The sequence below is a fragment of the Chryseobacterium sp. Marseille-Q8038 genome (assembly GCF_965111995.1).
Genome location: NZ_CBCOPN010000001.1, coordinates 419,396 through 437,808, shown reverse-complemented (window position 1 = coordinate 437,808; position 18,413 = coordinate 419,396). Strand labels below are relative to the sequence as shown.

Below are 18,413 nucleotides of genomic sequence, written 5' to 3'. Positions count from 1 at the left end.
CTTAAAATCTTTACTGTTCTTAATGGTTTAAGATTCTCATTACTCATCATTCCAACCTCAACGTAATATTGGTATGTGATTCTATAATCTCAATTAGAATATCAAAAAGAGTCTGTCCTTTTCCTTCAATCAAATCATCTAATTTCTGCTGAATCAATTCTATGTTGAAAGGTTTTCCCTGTCTGATTTTATTTTCGTAGAATTCACGGGTGGCAGTAAAACCTAAATCTTCTTTTGATTTCTGTGATTCTTTCCAGATAATTTCAATTTCTTCTTTATTTTCAAATACTCCGAAACCACCGTATAGAATATCATCGAAGCCATCCAGTGTTCCTACTTTCCAATCCACATCTTTCATCAGAACATTGGAAACTTCTTCATAGAAACCTCCTAAAGATGAAAAATGACCGCCATGGATGACGATCATTTTTCTTGTATTATTATTTGAAGTATTCAACTCCATTTTTGAATATGTTGTGATAATTCGCGGTAGGTATATTTTTCATAAGGCCTTCTGCAAATCGTTCCGGGTGACCCATTCTTCCGTAGATTTTTCCACATGGGCTGGTAACTCCTTCAATTCCGAATAATGAGTTATTCGGGTTGAACGGCATCCCGTGGGCGATGTTTCCATCAAAGTCTATATATTGGGTTGCAATCTGCCCATTTTCATATAGCTTTTTGATCTCTTCTTCTGAAGCCATGAAACGTCCTTCTCCGTGAGAAATCGGAATAGTGAAAGTTTGACCTTTCATACCTTTTAACCAAGGGCTTTCATCATTCACTACCTGTACAGTTACCATCTGAGAGATGTGTCTTCTGATCGCATTGTGAGCTAATGTTGGAGAGTTTTCATCCAGATCTTTGATTCTTCCGTAAGGCAACAATCCTGACTTCACAAGCGCCTGGAATCCGTTACAGATTCCGATGATCATCCCATCTCTGTCTAATAATTCATGAACTGCATTTTTCATTTTCTCGTTTTTCAGAACGTTTACAATGAATTTTGCAGAACCATCCGGCTCGTCACCTGCAGAGAAACCTCCTGAGAATGCCAGAATCTGAGAAGTTCTGATCTCTTCAACCCAAGCATCAATGCTTTCGTCCAGTAACTGGTGGTTGATATTGATCAAAGGTAGGCTGCTTACTACGGCACCTTCTTTCTGGAATGCATTCAGCGTATCATACTCACAGTTCGTTCCCGGGAATACCGGAGCAAAAACTTTAGGCTGTGCAATTCCGTGTTTTTTAATGATAATATTTCTTGGGTGGATTGAATTTGATTTTTCATCAATTTCAACCGTGATCTTTTCTTTTTCTACTGTCGGGAAAAGGTTCTCGAATGTATTGTTGTTAGCAGATACAAGATCTACGATATTGGATTCAAGACCGTTGATTTTTACCATACCAGAATCTTTTACTTCTCCAATCAACTGAAGAGCAGCAAAACTTAATTCTTCTTTTGCTTCAATGATTAAGCTACCGATATTTTTAGCTAATACTACATTTTCATCAGCATTAACCTCAGCACCTAATCTGTTTCCGAAGCTCATTTTTGCCAGTGCTACCGCAAGACCTCCTTCTTTTACTGTTTTTACAGAAACGATTTTTCCTGCTTTGATGTTTTCGAAAATGAATTCAAAAACGTCTTTTAAAGCATTATAGTTTGGAAGTCCGCTTTCCTGAGCAACATGATTGAAGAAATACAGTTTGTTTCCTGCGTTTTTCAGTTCAGGAGAGATGATATTTTCTTTATCTCCGTTGGCACATGCAAAAGAAATCAGGGTTGGTGGTACATTCAGATCCTGGTATGTTCCACTCATGGAATCTTTACCTCCGATCGCTGCAAGTCCTAAATTGATCTGAGCGTCATAAGCTCCTAAAAGTGAAGCCAAAGGTTTCCCCCATTTCTCAGGATTCTGTCCTAATTTCTCGAAGTATTCCTGGAAGCTTAGTCTGATGTTTTTGTAATCACCTCCCATGGCAACAATCTTCGCAACACTTTCTACTACGGCATATGATGACCCTAATAGTGAGTTTTGTTTTGAAATTTCTGCATCAAATCCCCAGCTTGCCAAAGAAACAGTTTTAATATCTTTTGCTCCTAAAATCGGTAGTGTCTGTACACTTCCTTCCATCAGGGTTTGTTGGTATTTTCCACCTAAAGGCATGGCTACTGTAGTCGCTCCAATGGAAGAATCAAACATTTCCAATAACCCTTTTTGGGAAGCTACATTTTTATCTTTTAAGATGTTCAGGAAGTTTTCTGCGGTGAAAGCTTTCGTTTCTTCTTTTACGTCTTCAAGGTGAGTGATTTTCACTTCCTGAGATTTTGAACATCCGTTGGTATCTAAGAAAGCTCTTGAAAGGTCTACAATTTTGTCTCCTTTCCAGAACATCTGCATTCTTCCGGAATCTGTCACTTTTGCCACTTCTACTGCAACAATGTTTTCAGCTTCACAGAATTTGATGAATTTTTCTTTATCCTGAGGATCTACAACTACCGCCATTCTTTCCTGAGATTCAGAAATAGCCAGTTCGGTACCGTTTAATCCTTCATATTTCAATGGTAATACATCAAGGTTCACTTCTAAAGAGTCTGCAATCTCACCGATCGCTACAGAAACACCTCCAGCTCCGAAGTCGTTTGACTTTTTAATCAGCTTCGTTACTTCAGGATTTCTGAACAGTCTCTGAATTTTACGCTCTTCTACCGCATTTCCTTTCTGAACTTCGGAACTCATTGTGTGGATTGAAGTCTCGTCCTGCTCTTTTGAGCTTCCGCTTGCTCCTCCTACTCCGTCACGACCTGTTGCTCCTCCTAAGATAATGATAGAGTCACCGTTTTCAGGCTTCTCACGTCTTACCCAGTCTACAGGAACAGCTCCGGTAACGAAACCTACTTCCATTCTTTTCGCCTTATAACCTTCGTCATAGATTTCAGAAACCATTGTGGTAGCAAGACCAATCTGGTTACCATAAGATGAATATCCGTTGGCTGCCTGTTTTGTAATCGTTTTCTGAGGTAATTTCCCTGGTAATGTTTGGTCTACTGATTCTAAAACGTCTGCAGCCCCTGTTAATCTCATCGCCTGGAAAACGAAAGATCTTCCGGATAATGGATCTCTGATGGCTCCTCCCAAACACGTTGATGCTCCACCAAACGGTTCAATTTCTGTAGGGTGATTGTGCGTTTCGTTTTTGAATAATAAATACCAAGGTTCTTTTTTACCATCATATTCAGCTTCGATCTGGATGGTACATGCATTGATCTCATCAGAAATGACAAGGTTATCCAGATTCCCTGTTTTATGGAAATATTTACCGCATACTGTTGCCAGATCCATTAGGGAAATTGGCTTCAGCTCACGGCCTAAGAATTTTCTTTTTTCGATATAGTCATTGAAGATCGTTTCCAATGTGTGTTTGAACTGACCATCAAACTGTATGTCTGACAATTCTGTTTCAAAAGTTGTGTGACGACAGTGGTCACTCCAATAGGTGTCTAATACTTTAAGTTCTGTTTCCGTAGGATTTCTCTCTTCGGTCTTGAAATATTCCTGAATGAATTTCAGGTCATCCAATCCTAATGCAAAACCATGATTGTTATAGAAACTTTCAAGTTCAGCATCATTGAAATTGATGAAATTTTCGTGGATGATCACTTTTGATGGGGTTTCATCTGCAGGAATATCCAAAATAGATAAGTCTTTTTCCTGAGATTCTACTTTGTTGATCAAAAGATCCTTGATTTTAACCAAATCAGCTTCAGAAACTCCTTCAAATTCGATTAATTTTCCACTTCTTACTTTTGATTTTTCATTTTCTGTCAGCAAAGCGATACACTGCTGTGCAGAATCTGCTCTCTGATCATACTGTCCTGGCAAAAACTCCATTCCGAAATGAATAGCTTTTGCAGGGTTTTCTGTATGTAAAATATCAGTAACAGGGTCTACAAAAGTGTTGTTTACTACTTTTTCAAATTCTCCGTCATTCAAATTGAAAATATCATATACATTGTATACTTTCACGCTTTGAACAGCCGGAACCACCGCTTTTACTTCATCAAAAATTTTTGGACTTTCAACATCGAAAATTCCTCTTTTTTCTACGAAAATTCTTTTGTTATTAGACATTAGATGTCAGATTTTTAATATTAGATTTATTTTTTATTTTCAAATTTATTTCTTGCTATCTCTATTGAACGATGCAATTTTTCAAGCAAAACTTTTTCAGAAGGTAAGATAAGTAAATATTCTGCAACTTTTATATTATCCCCTTCCAGATTCATAAGTTCAATATGTTCGGAATTTTTTCCTGAACAAAGAATTAAGCCGATTGGCGGATTCTCCCCTTCTATTTTTTCATATTTATTAAGATATGAAAGATAGAGTTCCATTTGCCCTTTATGAGCCGCCTCAAATTCTCCTAATTTGAGTTCAATAACCACTAAAGATTTTAATTTCCTATGATAGAAAAGTAAATCCAGATAGTAATCTCTATTATCTATTGTGATTCTTTTTTGTCTTGAAAGAAAGGCAAAATCAGTTCCTAACTCAGAAATGAATTTTTGCAGTTCTACAATAATGGCTTCTTCCAAATCTTTTTCAGAAAAGGTATCTTTCAATTCTAAAAAATCAAGAAAATAGGGGTCTTTAAAAACCAAATCAGGATTAAGTATATTATTTTCAGACCAATTTTTAAGTTCTCTATCTATTATCTCTTCAGGTTTTTTACTGATGGCAGTTCGCTCAAAAAGCAAAGAATTAATCTTGTCTCTTAAAACCCTCACGCTCCAGTTTTCAATCTTACAGACTTCAAGATAAAAGTTTCGCTTAGTATCTTCAGAAATAGGAATAAGAAGTAAAAAATGGGTCCATGATAATTGTCGCATCGCTGATGCGACAATATTAAAATCACTGAAAACAGACGCAAACTGCATCATTTTCCGGATATTTTTTTCAGAAAATGAATTTCCAAATTCTAACGTAAGTTGCTGAGAGATTTGTACAATAACTTCTTTGCCATACTCTGCTCTCTTATTATCTAAAACATCTTCATTTATTCTTTTTCCTATTTCCCAGTACAAAACCACCATTGCCGAGTTTACCTGAGCTGCAACCTGACTTCTTGTCTTGTCTACCAGCTCCTTAAGATCGGTCATTAATTGTTGATGATTTTGATTCTGTAACATTATTAAAAATTAGATGTCAGATTTTTAATATTAGATTTATTTTTCTTTTTACTTTTTCTGAGCTAAAGTTTTTTTCTTTAAACCCATCTATATTGGAAATTTTTGAGAGAAATATTTCCCTCTAACCATTATTCTGTACAAATTTAAAGGAATAAGTCGTATTTTCTTCAAATTTGACCTATGGAATTTCCAAATTTATTTTATTTGTTTATAAACTTATTAGGATTGTCCTTATGTTCTTTCTGAAAGTTCTCTGCATTTTTTATTTCTTCTTTCAACCAGTTTTCAAAAGGAATTTTCTTTTCATTAAAATCCTCAATCGCATAAAATGTTTTTCCATCTTCTGAAACCAGGAATTTGAAACGGTACAGCATATCCAAATCCTTTTTTCTCCAATTATAAGTATTCACCTGATAATACGGAAAGTTTTCTTTTGTCCTTTCTACAATTTCAAAAAACAGATTCTTTTCTTTTTCAGACAGTTTATTGTAAAAATTTACATAATAAAGATCTGAAAGCTTTTTCTTCTGTTTTTCAAAGAACTGAAGGACATTCTTCTCTTTTTCATTGTATTGAAACGGATTCGGGTAGTATTTCCCGTCTATTTCAACATCCTGTTCTGTTGGTTTCGCCAATGGCTGAATGGTTTGTCCTTTGACGTTCATCACACCCCATTTTCCACCTACGATGGATCTGTGCTCGTCATTTGTTTTTTCCCAGTCACAGCCGTCACAAAAGGTAGCGTATCCGTAATTAAAAGGAAATGCAAAGTCATGCTCAGCTCCAATAACAGTATTCCCGTTTCGGTCTGCAAATCCTACTTTACCATCTTTAACCAATCTTCTTAGTCCTTCAGAGAAATAATCTGCTCCATTGTCATAAAGGAATGGCTGATACAGAAATTTACCTTTTCTGTCGTACACATATCCCCATGCATTTTTCTCCGGTTTCTCACCTTCTTTACTGCCATCAAAAAGAATGGTTTCTCCTTCTACAGGATCTCCATCTTTTAGGAATGAAAAGATTTTGAACTGTGCCGGAACAATTATTTTTCCGGCCTTATCTTTTACTCCAACTAAAGAATCTTTGGATTTAAAATAATGTAAATCCCCTTTAGTCTGAGAAAAAGAAATGATTGGTGTTAATAGAATGGTTAATAGTAGTTTTTTCATATTATTTGGAGTGGGAAATAAAATATGCAGCCCAAAAGACTGCATATTGTTTTATACTTTAAGATCAGCTTCCAATCCTATTAAGTCTTTGTTTTGGTCTATAATCGGCTGCACTTCATTTTTGATGAATTCCTCCGTCTGGATTGGCGCGAAACCAATAAAGTTTTTAGGATCTAAAACTTCTTTCAGTTTTGATTTGTCTAGTTTTAAAGAATCATCTTTTAAGATTCTTTCGATAAGATCATTCTCTTTTCCTTCTTCTTTCACTTTCTTGGAAGCTTCCATCGAGTGAACTCTGATCACTTCGTGAATCTCCTGGCGGTCACCACCAGCTTTCACTTCTTCCATGATGATATATTCAGTCGCCATGAAAGGAAGCTCTTCCATAATGTGTTTGTTGATTCTGTTTGGATATACAACAATTCCGTTCATGATGTTATTCCAGATTAATAGGATTGCATCCACCGCTAAAAATGCCTGAGGAATTGTTAATCTCTTATTTGCAGAGTCATCCAATGTTCTTTCAAACCATTGTGTGGAAGCTACCATTGCAGAACTTGTTGTCAAAGACATTACGTATTTTGCCAACGCCCCGATTCTTTCGCTTCTCATTGGGTTACGTTTGTATGCCATTGCAGATGAACCGATCTGGTTTTTCTCGAATGGTTCTTCAATTTCCTTAAGGTTTTGAAGTAAACGTAAATCATTTGTGAACTTGTGCGCAGATTGTGCAATATTCCCTAATAAAGCAACTACTTTCGCATCAATTTTTCTATCGTAAGTCTGTCCGGAAACTCCGAAAACTTTTTCGAAACCGAATCTTTTTGAAAGTTCTTTATCTAAATGTTTTACTTTAGAATAATCACCGTTGAAAAGTTCAAGGAAACTTGCAGCAGTTCCTGTAGTTCCTTTTACTCCTCTGAAACGAAGAGTTTCAAGGAAGAAATCCAGTTCTTCGATGTCAAGAACCAAACTCTGTAACCAAAGTGTAGCTCTTTTCCCAACTGTTGTCAACTGAGCCGGCTGGAAGTGAGTAAATCCTAAAGTAGGAAGATCTTTATACTGAATTGCAAAATCCGAAAGATTCTTCATCACGTTCACCAACTTTTTCTTTAGGATTAAAAGTCCGTCACGGATCTGAATTAAATCTGTATTGTCTCCTACAAAAGCTGAAGTTGCTCCAAGGTGGATAATTCCTTTTGCTGAAGGCGCCACATCACCATAGGCATGAACGTGAGCCATTACATCATGACGGAATTTTTTTTCGTACTCTGCTGCTTTTACGTAATCGATATTTTCAGCATTAGCTTTCAATTCTGCAATCTGCTCATCTGTGATATCAAGACCAAGGTCTTTTTCGATCTCAGCAAGAGCTATCCAAAGCTTTCTCCAATTCTGGAATTTGTTATTGTGCGAGAAGTTAAATAACATTTCTTCACTGGAGTAGCGTTCTTCCAATGGATTTTTGTAGGAATTCATTCGTTCTTTTACTTTTTAGATGTACAAAAATACGGTTTTTCGGTGAGAGATAAAAATCTTGCTTTTATGATTTTTCAACCATATCCTGAATCAAATAAAGAGTTTTCATTTATACTTTTACCTTGAAGCAAAAGTATACAAAAGTTCAAGACGGGAATCATCCGCTAAAAATAGGCTGCCTCATTTCTGAAGCAGCCTGTTCTTTACATTATTGTCATCAATCAGATTAATCAATAAGTCCGCATGGTGATCCCACAGAAATGCATTTTTTCACAAATGAACACCAGAAATATCCTGGCAGACACATTGGTATTCCTCCCTGAACTGTTTTTAATTCTCTTTTTGAAAGTTTTCTTAGGTTTTTCATAATACTAATTTTTTGATTTTTTTCCTACTCTATATGCTTTTCGGATTACGCTTTAATTTGGTAACACCAATATACATTTTTTTCAGATATAAAAATATAACCTATTCATTTTATACTACTTATATCATCCCATAACCTTCTACCCCTTTCACCAACCCCCTCTACCCCCTTAGGTAAGGGGGTATACCCTGTTAAACAAGTGGGTAAAGGGAGTTCATTAAGGGGCTAAAGCCTCTTTGAGAAGGGATAGAGTCCGTTAACCAAGGGGTTGAGACCGTTGAGGAAGTGGCTGGAGAGGCTTCTGAAGTAGGTAGAGACGGTTTATAGAATAGTTCCCGGCACTTGGTGAAGTGGCTCGAGGTACTTACCATAGTGCCTACAGGCAGTTTCGAAGGGGCTGGAGACGGTTTATAAAGTAGTTCGTGGTACTTTACGACCTTTTAAATTACTGTAGTTTTTATTGTATACAAGGACACAAATAAGATACTCACGCCGGCTGGGGATTTTTATCATATTCTAAAGGTTGAAGCAAAGCCGGTTAGAGTGCACCCAAAAGTTTAGACAAAATTAAATAATCTTTTGATAATAAAGAGTTCGATATTCTATCGGGCTCTTTCCTTTTAAATTAAGTCTTATTCTCTCATTATTATAATAGTCAATATATTGATGAATTTCGTCTTTTAATTGCTGTATTGATTTAAACTTTTTCAGATAAAACATTTCGGATTTTAATGTTCCAAAGAAATTCTCTATTATAGCATTATCCAAACAATTCCCTTTTCTAGACATACTTTGGATAATTCCTTTTTGTTTCAAAATATTTTGATACAGCTTCATTTGATATTGCCAACCCTGGTCTGAGTGAAGAATTAGGTTCTGTATATTCTTTGTTCTTCTAAAACTCTTTTTCAACATATTAATAATTTGTGCAAAAACTGGCTTTTCTGAAAGCTCATAGCTTATAATTTCTCCGTTAAATAAGTCGATGATAGGAGACAGATATAGCTTGTTTCCAGAAACATTGAACTCTGTAATATCGGTAGCCCATTTTTGGTTAGGATGATCAGTCTTGAAGTTTCTTTTCAGAATATTCGGGGCTATTTTTCCTTGTTCTCCACGGTAAGATCTGTATTTTTTCACCCGAATTAAGCTTTTCAAGCACAAGTCTTTCATTAATCGTAAAACTGTTTTATGATTGATAATTACACCCTGATTTTTTAGTTCCAGAGTGATTCTTCTATATCCAAATCTTCCTTTATGCTTTTGATAAATTAATTGTATTAAACTTTTAATATGAGCATATTTATCTCCGGCATTACCCCGAGCCTGATGATAATAAAAACTGCTTCTTGCCATACCTGAACAATTCAGCAATATTGCTAAATTATACTTTGGCCTTAACTCTTCGATGGCTTTTGCTTTTTGCTGGCTAGAGCTAAGGCGTCTAACTTTTTTAGATAATCAATCTCTGCTCGAAGCCTTTCATTTTCAAGTAAAAGTTCTTCTTCTCGTGTCAAAACTTTATCAGATTTTCTTTTTTTATCTTTATTATCACTCATTATCTTAGGTCTTCCTCTGGGTTTATTTTCTAACCCTAAAATACCACTTTTCTCATAATTATGCTGCCAATTTAAAATACTGGACTCCGCACCTATATTAAACTTTAAGCATGCCTGTTTAATGGAAAGGTGACTTTCTGATATGGATTGTAAAACTTTCAGCTTAAAATTGACATCATAAACTCTGTTATGGATGCGAAGAAGACCTCTAGATCCATGTTGATTATAGTATTTAACCCATTGTTTCAATAAAGATTTACTGATCCCTAATTCTTTAGCAACTACGGAAATCGAACGATGTCTTTGTAAAACCTTAACAACACAATCTGTTTTAAATTCTAAACTATAATTTGATTTTCCCATAAAAAATGCCCCTAAAAAGTGTCTAACTTTTTGGGGGCAGTCTATATAATCTTTTAGTTGTGTTGACAACCATGGTGCAGTATTCAAACTACCTGTAATAGGATTTTGAAAATCTATAACAATATTATTTGTTTTCTTATTGTCAGTGTAAAGATATTTCCCAAATTGATTAAAATGATCATCGGGCGGCTTCTGACTTTGTAATTGTCTTACTCTATCCTGCGCAGCTTGCCCTGTATAAGTCGTAGCTTCTCTTCCATCCGGATCGATAAACATAATCGGATTATTTAAAGCATAGGTATAAGTAGAAAATCTTCTGCTGGTTTCCGCCAGCGGATCCACAACTCCCCATCTACCAATATCCGGCATATAGAATCTTGCTCCATAATCATACATACCCGTCTCTTGAAGCTCCTTCCCATTGTACTTGTAACTATAATACCCTCCAAAATTAGAAGTACTAAGCATTCCTTCAATATGGTTTAAACCAAATGGATAATAGTTGTTGGTGTCTGTAATCTCAAGAGCGCCTTCGCTGTTTTTTGCAAAGCTTACTCTGGCATTGCCAAGGTGATCTCTGTACTGGTAAATATAGCGGTTTTGCAGGATAAAAAACAAAAACCACCGCAATTGCAGTGGTTTTGTTTTTATTTGGCCAGCTCAAAGTCGGGAGACTTTGCGCAGCAGGGGAGTTATAATCTTTTTATATAATTTATGTTAGTAACGATCCAACGATTATTCTCAAACTCTAAATGATAAATAATACTCTTTATTTTAGAAGAAGGAATTTTAGATAAAAATTCTACATTAGACGAATTTACATTAATACTTTCCTTAATATCATAATCATAGTATTTAAAAGAATTAGTAATTTTTTTATCCTTACCTAAGTTACGATTAAAAGCAACAAATTCTTCCCAAATATTTTTTCTTTTATTTTTTGGAATATCTTGATAAACTTTATTTATATCAATATAATTTAGAGCAATATCAAAGTCAGCTTGTTCTTCTGCTGAAATTAGCTTTATAACAATAGTTAAAGGGCTTTCTTAGCTTTTATAATTATTTGTAAAAGCGAAAAAAATAAGAATGCATATAATATTGTTTTCATAATTAGGGTTTATTTGATTTTCCAAAATATTCCAAATATGGTTTGGCTTTTACTACCTCGTCGTATTCATAAACAAAATCATTAAGTTTATATATAGCTATTCTGAAAATTCAATTATAGATTAAGATTCTACAGATTGAAGCAAAGCTGGTTATCATCCAAAGTTTAAAAGTAGTAAAACTTATAGTATAAACAAACCCCTGCAAGAGTGCAAGGGTTGTTATTTATTTAACTTTGGGCACGAGCGAGACGCTCGCGACAGCGGAGAGAATTATTATTTCTTTCCGAAATAATATATTGTCAATCCTATTATAATAGCTATAGGTATTAAAAGAAGTCCTGCTAAATTATTCTTTATTCCTTCTTGTGTTGTATTAGAATTATAAAACTCCGCCATCTTTTTTGAATTACATTTATAGACAAAAATCCATCTAATAAATGCTCCAAAGAAACCAAACAATAAATCTATCATTTTTTATCTTTTTTAGGTGCTAACTGATATATTCCTTTTTTTACAGCAGTTTTAGCGGCTGTATTTGTTCCCCAATTACCAAACGCATTTGTTATAGCTCCCAATTTTGTAAATGGTTTAAATCCAAATGCTACACCAGCAGTCATTGCTTCAACACCTGGTTTAGCAAAAGCTTCAAATTGCTCAGCTTCAGTCATAGGATCACCATCTTTATAGGTCACTCTCTGAAGATTTCCATTCTTAAATTTAAGAACATTTACATCCATTTCTACATGTAGACCATAAACCTTTTCCTTTTCAATAGCTTGCTGTGGAAAAGCAACAAAACTACCATAAAGAATATGTCCGACAGCTGAAATACCTTCCATTGGTGGGGAAATTAAATTATCCGCAACAAAATTCCAACCTTTTCTAGCTGTAGATGGCTTATATGTGATTACAACTTCTTCAATTTCATTCATTCTCCCATTTTCAATAGCTTTTCCTCCTCCTTCTTTAGAGTCATCATATATGTACCCATCTGCTGCATAATTCATATTCCCCATCATGTTGCTTGCAAAAGCATATTTGGCACCTTTAATATTATTGTCTTTGAAAAATTGAGAGGCATTATCCCGATTTAAATCCTTATTGTAAAGATATTCCATAATCATACATTCCTGTTTCCTGAAGCTCCTTCCCATTGTACTTGTAACTATAATACCCTCCAAAATTAGAAGTACTAAGCATTCCTTCAATATGGTTTAAACCAAATGGATAATAGTTGTTGGTGTCTGTAATCTCAAGAGCGCCTTCGCTGTTTTTTGCAAAGCTTACTCTGGCATTGCCAAGGTGATCTCTGTACTGGTAAATATAGCGGTTTTCTGTGAAACTGTAAAATCCTTCAGCGGTGGGTACAAAATCAAGCTTCCATTCCGGTGTTATAACAATACCGGAAAGGGTATTGATATTTTTATAGGCCTGTTCTTCAAAAGCTGTTTCCGTTCGGCATGTAAGGCAGATTCCCTCACCTTCACGATAGGTATACTGGAAGCCATCCAGATAATCGGTCATCGTAATATTCGTCAGCCCACGTGGCGGAGCACTGGAATAGGTTTTGCGAAGTTTTACCCCATCTGCACGATACAGATAATCCAGATTACTATTTGAAGTCTGTCCATTTCCTAACAAATCTGGTTGAGTAATTAAAAAACTCTTGGGTAGATTAAGGTAATTGTAAACGATGCTTTGAATTCCTTTATCCTTCATATTAACCATATTCCCGTTCAGGTCATAATCAATGGTATTATTTCCTCCTTCATAACCTGTATCATTTAATGAGCTTTCAATAATCTGGTTCAGGCGGTTGCCAGTATATTTATAGGCAAGATCATCTACCAGCGTAGAGGTGGCCCCAAAAACAGGAATCGCATTTCTTTTTAAAAATGTAATATTTCCGTTGACATCATAGGTCAAACGTTCATCAAAATTCTTGTTATGGGGATTGGTTGTCTCCGGTTCTGCATATTCGGCATCAGTTAATCTATTCAGTTTATCGTAGGTATAATTGTACCTTTTCAGAATATCCTGTGAAGAATTTTTCCAATCTATTTCTGCAATATTTCCATTGTATTTCCCTGTAGAAACTGTAGAATACACAGGATTATTGTATTTTATCTCATACCCAAAAAGTTTCCCATTAAGATTCGCAGGATTATTGATCCTGGTCATCCACCCCCGGATATTGTATTGATAATCTATAGTCTGTAATGGGGTTGCAGCAGCTGTTCCTCCTACTTTCTTGGATTCCAGCTGGGAAATTTCATTGTATTTATTCTGAGCCAGATATTCAACAGGATTGCTGCCCACCTGATGGGTATGGGAAAGAAGCCTGTTCTGGGAGTCATAAGTGAACTTTTCTACAATAGCCTTTTCAGGATCTGCAGCAAGTCTTTTATGATAGGTATTGGTCTGAAGGACAACTCCTGTAAAGTCAAGTTTATTGTTGACTACCGTATAACCACCCAAATGGTTATTGCTTCTCGAACCGATATTTCTTCCTTGGGTATCATACCAGATAAAGTTACGCGTCCATTGGTCATCTTCTATATTTTTGATATAGGAAGCGGTAAGCAATCCCTTGGTGGTTCTTTCCTGAGCCGGATTATCCGTAAGAAGAGGCTGGGAAAATACATTGGTAACCGCTGAAGAGCCTGGTGGATAGGTATCATAATAATTAACTGTTAAAACCTGCGCCAGACTTCCCGGAAGTGCCCTGTTCGTGTAATAAATTGGCATTCCGCTTACGGTAAAGGAGCTGGCACTTCTGATCTCAAAAGTATAGGCAGCTCCTGCAATAGTTGTCTGCAGAGATTCTCTGGTAGCCGCATTGTTGGTAATAGCCGTAAACACCACTCTTCCAAACTGGTCATATTTGGTGACAAGCCATTTACCCTGAGCCTTAAGATTGGTATCCTGGTTCATCACCAATTGATCAGCGTTGTTGTAGATCATATATTCCCAGCCTTTCCCGGGTAGTTTCTTTTCTACCAGACGATTTCTCCCGTCATATTTATACTGGTAACATAAATCGTTAAGCACCGTATTGGGATCTGATTCTAAAGCCGCTTTGGGAGGGATGACAAAAGCCAACTGGTTATAGTCATTATAAACATAATAGGTATCGGCATTTTCTGTGGCATTGATGACTTTTCTGACCAGCAAAACCTGTCCTTGTCCATTTTTAAATTCAATAGTTAGGTTGCCGTCTTCATCGGTCACCGTATTTTTATACAACTCTCCTGTTCCATAGGAGCCTGGTGCGAGTAATTTGGATTCAAAATTGGTATAGTTAAAAGTAGCCGTATATTTTTTAACGTCTCCAGTGGCATTAGTCTGATATCCAAATTGTACAGGTTTGTTATCCCATGCATTCCCCACCTGTTTTTGTCCTAAAACACGGTTTAACGGAGAGCTTTCCAGAATTTTCTCTGAATAAATTTTCTCCGTACTATATGGTGTACTGTTTACATTGGCTAAGGGATTGGCAACAATGCCACCACTGAGCGTTCCTCCCTGAGGACAGGCAAATAATCAAGAACCTGTCTCCCGAAACCATCATATACAATAGGGGTTACAACATCTTTTCCTAATGGAGAGGCTTTAACATTGACAATTTGTTTGGGTCTTCCCAATCCGTCAAAATACTGAACGGTTTCTGAGCTTTTAACATTCGCAAGCGTAGGATCTGACAAATACGTCTTTGAGTACACATAGTTTTCTGTATTGGTAAGCTGCGCATGGACAGTTCCCATAATGAGTATTCCTATGGGAATTAATATCTTTTTCATCGGTTTTAGTTTTTATAGTTGTATTTCATCTCCTTCAACACTTTTCCGTCTGCATTCATCACTTTTTCAAGTCGGCCTGCTAAATCATAGATATAGTTTTCTCTGATTCCTGAAGAAGGAGTAATGCTTCTTACGCCAATCAAGGGATCGTAGGTATAGGTGGTCACCTGATAAGCAGATAATGAAGCGTTCATTCTGAAGGTATTCAATGCAGATAAAAATGTGGTTTCATCATTATTAGCTCCCGCCGCAGCATCTGTGTTGGAAGCCGCAACAATAGCATCAATTAAGGACTGCTGGATATCTGTTAATTTCGCGCCGTCTATTTTAGCAATAGGCTGAGTTTGATTGTAACCCCAGACAATTACTGTTGAGATCCCATTTTTTGCAGTATATTGTTGTAAATTCCCTTTCAAGTCATATTGATCGTAAGTAACCTCTGTAGAAATAGCACCCTCTAGATCAGTAGATACTACTGAGCTTGGAAATAGGTTCAATGGATTTTCATATTTGGTTTCTGTATTTGATACCACTACATTGTCTTTTTTTGTAATTGACTGTAATGGAACACCTATTATATTGGCACTGATAAGCCTCTGATTATTTTTCTCATGGGCATAGCTGGAAGTAGTTTCCGAGGTTGTATTATCGGCAAAAGTAGCTTTTTGTTTTATCGGATAATCTCTGTTATTATATGTAATATCTTCATTGGTCTTTAATGTTTTCCCATTAAAATATTCTATAGTCTCAGAATGAATAAGATTTGCTTTTCCAATAATCTCCTGCACCGGGAGAATCCGCATCATGCTGCTAACATTGCTGCGGTTGTCACAAAATACATTTAATCCCTGATCTTGTATGCAGCCTGCATAATAATTTTCATAAGAGTTAAAATGACCTGCATATACATACTCTGAATAAGGTGAATTTATATAGCTTATATTGAGCCCTGTAAGAATTTTTGAATCATAGATATTATATTCAGTATCCTTTTTATACAGACTTATATTCATATTATCCTTTTTTTCATCCTTCGTCAGCAATCCTCTTTTGTAATCATAATTATCTACAGGAAGAAATGGAGGCAATTCAAAGTTGATATAGTGTGAATTCGGGTTAGGTTTATCAATAGGTGAAGTGTAAGAATATTCTGTTCTACCTTTATCCGTTTCCGAAATCGTTATATTCTGATATCCCACATCAGAGCCCTGTGTTTTCTGAACAGGAAGAAAACTCTGAGAGGAATAAATTGCAAATTCATTGGCATAAGGGTATTGACAGTATCCTACCGACATCCCTCCACAAGTCGAAACAAATTTATTACTATATCCATACTTATAAGTCAGCAAAGGTTTGGGAAATACCAAGGCTCCACCGCTTTTTCCTGAATCTGTAAATTTATTATAAGAAAATGTAACTTTCTTTTGAGGAGTAGCATCATTGGGATTGTCATAATAACTGATATTATTAATTCTTATCCCTCCTCCATTAAGACACTGCTTTTGTGTAGGATTTTTTGCCTTAAATGAATATTTAACGAGAGCAGTTCCCTGATCATTTGAATTGGTCCAGGTAAATTTAAATCTATAAAAATGTCCGCCTTCTAAATTGATTTCTTTATCTGTAGTATTGATACCATATGACTGTACCAACTCTTGACTCAAGTTTAATTTTTCTAAGAATAAAAATCCGATATTATCGTCATTGTTTAAAATTTGACCGCTTTCCAGCACCAATATTTTATTCTGAAGAACCTTTCCTAAACTATAAGTGGCAGAATTGAAAAAAGTACTTTGCAGTGTAATATCCTTCACATCACTGTAAGTCCAGTTTTCAATATTATCATCAAAATTGGTAATAGGTAGTCCAAGGTGATCAGATGAATAAGTATTTGTCCCAAAATCAAAAGTTCTGATTCCTCCCGAAGGAAGTTTCATGCTTTTGAGGATATTCATATTGATACAATCTGGTGAAACGTATTTTGCCAAAAGATAATTAGCATTAGGACGAGGACAGTTAAACCATCCCCATAAATCTGTTCCTAAAGTACGATTCTGTGGATTGGATGTATAATCAAATACATAATCAAATTCCTTATTGGAAGAAGAATCAAACTTTGTTATTTTTGACAGCGATAATGTTTTGCTAGGTAAATTTCCTCCCGCTAAATTATACGTAAAATAACTGTAAGATAACTGGTGTGTTTCAAGTAATTTTCCAGATGAATCAAAAACTCTAACCTTATCTAATCTTTGCAACTGCTGAGGCAGACTATAGTTGGTATCTTCTCTTCCCTGCAGATAGGTAAAATTAATTTTCCCTTTTCCCGGTATTTCTATCTCTTTTAAACTTCGAACAAATGTATTATTCGTTATCATGTTTGTTTCGTAAGAAGCCGGAATCTGGCTATCGAAAGTCGTTGCTACAGGTAAAGTGTTCGCATCTTCACTTGCAAACTTATTTCTGGTTATATTGGAATTATCTGTATATTGAATTTCAGAAGGAGGGTAATACTCCAGCTTTACCAATTCTGTATTAGATGTGTTTGCAATTTTGCTCAAGTGAAAAGCAGTAGTACTTTCACCAGAATCTTTAGAATTGGTTTGAAATGAATCATAATACCCTATTTTATTAGAGATACTTGATCTTTGGGTTCGTTCTAATACATCAAAAGTAAAACGATTCCCATACTCATCATAAATTACAAAAGACGCCACCTCTAATGCATTACTAGAGTTATTGGAGCCTATTGTAATTTTTAAATTATTTTTATCTAACTTTTCAACATATAAATTATTGTCAGAAGATTTTTTAATGATAAATCGCCCGGTATAGCCCATAAAATTATATTGATAAAGGTCATACTCAGTATCATATCGGTTAAAAAAAGGGCCCTCAAATAAAAGTTTTTTATATTGATCGGTATGCTGAACACCACCTACAGCCAACTCATCTAAATATTTTCTTGTATAATTAGTATGGGCTCCTGCATAGTTATATTCATCATAAAGAATTCCCACTCTTTGTTCTACACCCTCATAATTGCGGTCATCTGCACTACCTCTTATGGTTTTGGTGATGGTTCCTCCTGCAAAAAGGCTCCATCCTAATCCTTCTTCTCCAGATTTATCAAGAGGCTTTGCATTAAGTGGATGATAATTTAATGAAACGTTCATAGAAATTTTAGAATCATTTGTTGGGATACCCGCAAGTGGAATCTTAATATCCGGAATTCCCGTATAGTAGCTTACAGGAACTTCTTCAAATTTCATTAAATTATTTGCAGTGGGAGCAGCCGGATAAATTTGTTTTATATTATCCATAGGGCTGCTTGCGGAAGCAGGCTGTTGGTTTGTAATCTGTCATT

Annotated in this window: 13 protein-coding genes; all 13 read right to left on the bottom strand. The window is 35.6% G+C overall.

Annotation, left to right across the window (positions count from 1 at the left end; translation table 11 throughout):
* Positions 1-46: 46 nt before the first annotated feature.
* The gene (locus ACWPWS_RS01920) at positions 47-463 is read right to left on the bottom strand and encodes a ribonuclease inhibitor (RefSeq protein ID WP_454045306.1); all 417 of its coding nucleotides are present in this window, start codon (positions 461-463) and stop codon (positions 47-49) included.
* Entirely contained in the window at positions 441-4,136 is a 3,696-nt protein-coding gene (locus tag ACWPWS_RS01915; protein WP_454045305.1) for a phosphoribosylformylglycinamidine synthase, read from the bottom strand. Before ACWPWS_RS01915 ends, ACWPWS_RS01920 begins: the two co-directional genes overlap by 23 nt.
* Before the next feature lie 26 nt (positions 4,137-4,162).
* A complete protein-coding gene (locus ACWPWS_RS01910; protein ID WP_454046882.1) occupies positions 4,163-5,164 on the bottom strand; it encodes a PDDEXK nuclease domain-containing protein in 1,002 nt (333 codons plus the stop codon).
* A gap of 230 nt (positions 5,165-5,394) precedes the next feature.
* Positions 5,395-6,366: a WG repeat-containing protein gene (locus ACWPWS_RS01905; RefSeq protein WP_454045304.1), complete on the bottom strand. Its 972-nt coding sequence runs from the start codon at positions 6,364-6,366 to the stop codon at positions 5,395-5,397.
* A gap of 51 nt (positions 6,367-6,417) precedes the next feature.
* On the bottom strand, positions 6,418-7,845 hold the full coding sequence (gene purB, locus ACWPWS_RS01900) for an adenylosuccinate lyase (RefSeq protein ID WP_454045303.1): 1,428 nt from the start codon (positions 7,843-7,845) through the stop codon (positions 6,418-6,420).
* Positions 7,846-8,071: 226 nt separating this feature from the next.
* A complete protein-coding gene (locus ACWPWS_RS01895) occupies positions 8,072-8,212 on the bottom strand; it encodes a bacteriocin-like protein (RefSeq protein WP_153816321.1) in 141 nt (46 codons plus the stop codon).
* Between the two features lie 567 nt (positions 8,213-8,779).
* Positions 8,780-9,622, bottom strand: coding sequence for an IS3 family transposase (locus ACWPWS_RS01890; RefSeq protein ID WP_454046881.1), 843 nt, complete (start codon positions 9,620-9,622; stop codon positions 8,780-8,782).
* Positions 9,610-10,752 (bottom strand): helix-turn-helix domain-containing protein, encoded by a 1,143-nt coding sequence (locus tag ACWPWS_RS01885; RefSeq protein ID WP_454045302.1) that lies wholly within the window; start codon positions 10,750-10,752, stop codon positions 9,610-9,612. The genes ACWPWS_RS01890 and ACWPWS_RS01885 overlap by 13 nt, the downstream gene beginning before the upstream one ends.
* A gap of 767 nt (positions 10,753-11,519) precedes the next feature.
* Positions 11,520-11,717 carry a hypothetical protein gene (locus ACWPWS_RS01880; protein WP_454045301.1) on the bottom strand — a complete coding sequence of 66 codons (198 nt, stop codon included), beginning with the start codon at positions 11,715-11,717 and terminating at the stop codon, positions 11,520-11,522.
* Positions 11,714-12,364, bottom strand: a complete 651-nt coding sequence (locus ACWPWS_RS01875; RefSeq protein WP_454045300.1) for a hypothetical protein — start codon at positions 12,362-12,364, stop codon at positions 11,714-11,716. The genes ACWPWS_RS01880 and ACWPWS_RS01875 overlap by 4 nt, the downstream gene beginning before the upstream one ends.
* On the bottom strand, positions 12,345-14,750 hold the full coding sequence (locus ACWPWS_RS01870; RefSeq protein WP_454046880.1) for a DUF6443 domain-containing protein: 2,406 nt from the start codon (positions 14,748-14,750) through the stop codon (positions 12,345-12,347). The genes ACWPWS_RS01875 and ACWPWS_RS01870 overlap by 20 nt, the downstream gene beginning before the upstream one ends.
* On the bottom strand, positions 14,732-15,046 hold the full coding sequence (locus ACWPWS_RS01865; protein WP_454045299.1) for a DUF6443 domain-containing protein: 315 nt from the start codon (positions 15,044-15,046) through the stop codon (positions 14,732-14,734). Before ACWPWS_RS01865 ends, ACWPWS_RS01870 begins: the two co-directional genes overlap by 19 nt.
* Before the next feature lie 5 nt (positions 15,047-15,051).
* Positions 15,052-18,318 carry a hypothetical protein gene (locus ACWPWS_RS01860; protein ID WP_454045298.1) on the bottom strand — a complete coding sequence of 1,089 codons (3,267 nt, stop codon included), beginning with the start codon at positions 18,316-18,318 and terminating at the stop codon, positions 15,052-15,054.
* Positions 18,319-18,413 lie beyond the last annotated feature (95 nt).

Coding starts and splice junctions, on each gene's coding strand:
- ACWPWS_RS01880 (WP_454045301.1), bottom strand. CDS start 11,717: ATGATAGATTTATTGTTTGGTTTCTTTGGAGCATTTATTAGATGGATT.
- ACWPWS_RS01915 (WP_454045305.1), bottom strand. CDS start 4,136: ATGTCTAATAACAAAAGAATTTTCGTAGAAAAAAGAGGAATTTTCGAT.
- ACWPWS_RS01910 (WP_454046882.1), bottom strand. CDS start 5,164: ATGACCGATCTTAAGGAGCTGGTAGACAAGACAAGAAGTCAGGTTGCA.
- ACWPWS_RS01905 (WP_454045304.1), bottom strand. CDS start 6,366: ATGAAAAAACTACTATTAACCATTCTATTAACACCAATCATTTCTTTT.
- ACWPWS_RS01875 (WP_454045300.1), bottom strand. CDS start 12,364: ATGGAATATCTTTACAATAAGGATTTAAATCGGGATAATGCCTCTCAA.
- ACWPWS_RS01920 (WP_454045306.1), bottom strand. CDS start 463: ATGGAGTTGAATACTTCAAATAATAATACAAGAAAAATGATCGTCATC.
- purB (WP_454045303.1), bottom strand. CDS start 7,845: ATGAATTCCTACAAAAATCCATTGGAAGAACGCTACTCCAGTGAAGAA.
- ACWPWS_RS01860 (WP_454045298.1), bottom strand. CDS start 18,318: ATGAAATTTGAAGAAGTTCCTGTAAGCTACTATACGGGAATTCCGGAT.
- ACWPWS_RS01895 (WP_153816321.1), bottom strand. CDS start 8,212: ATGAAAAACCTAAGAAAACTTTCAAAAAGAGAATTAAAAACAGTTCAG.
- ACWPWS_RS01865 (WP_454045299.1), bottom strand. CDS start 15,046: ATGAAAAAGATATTAATTCCCATAGGAATACTCATTATGGGAACTGTC.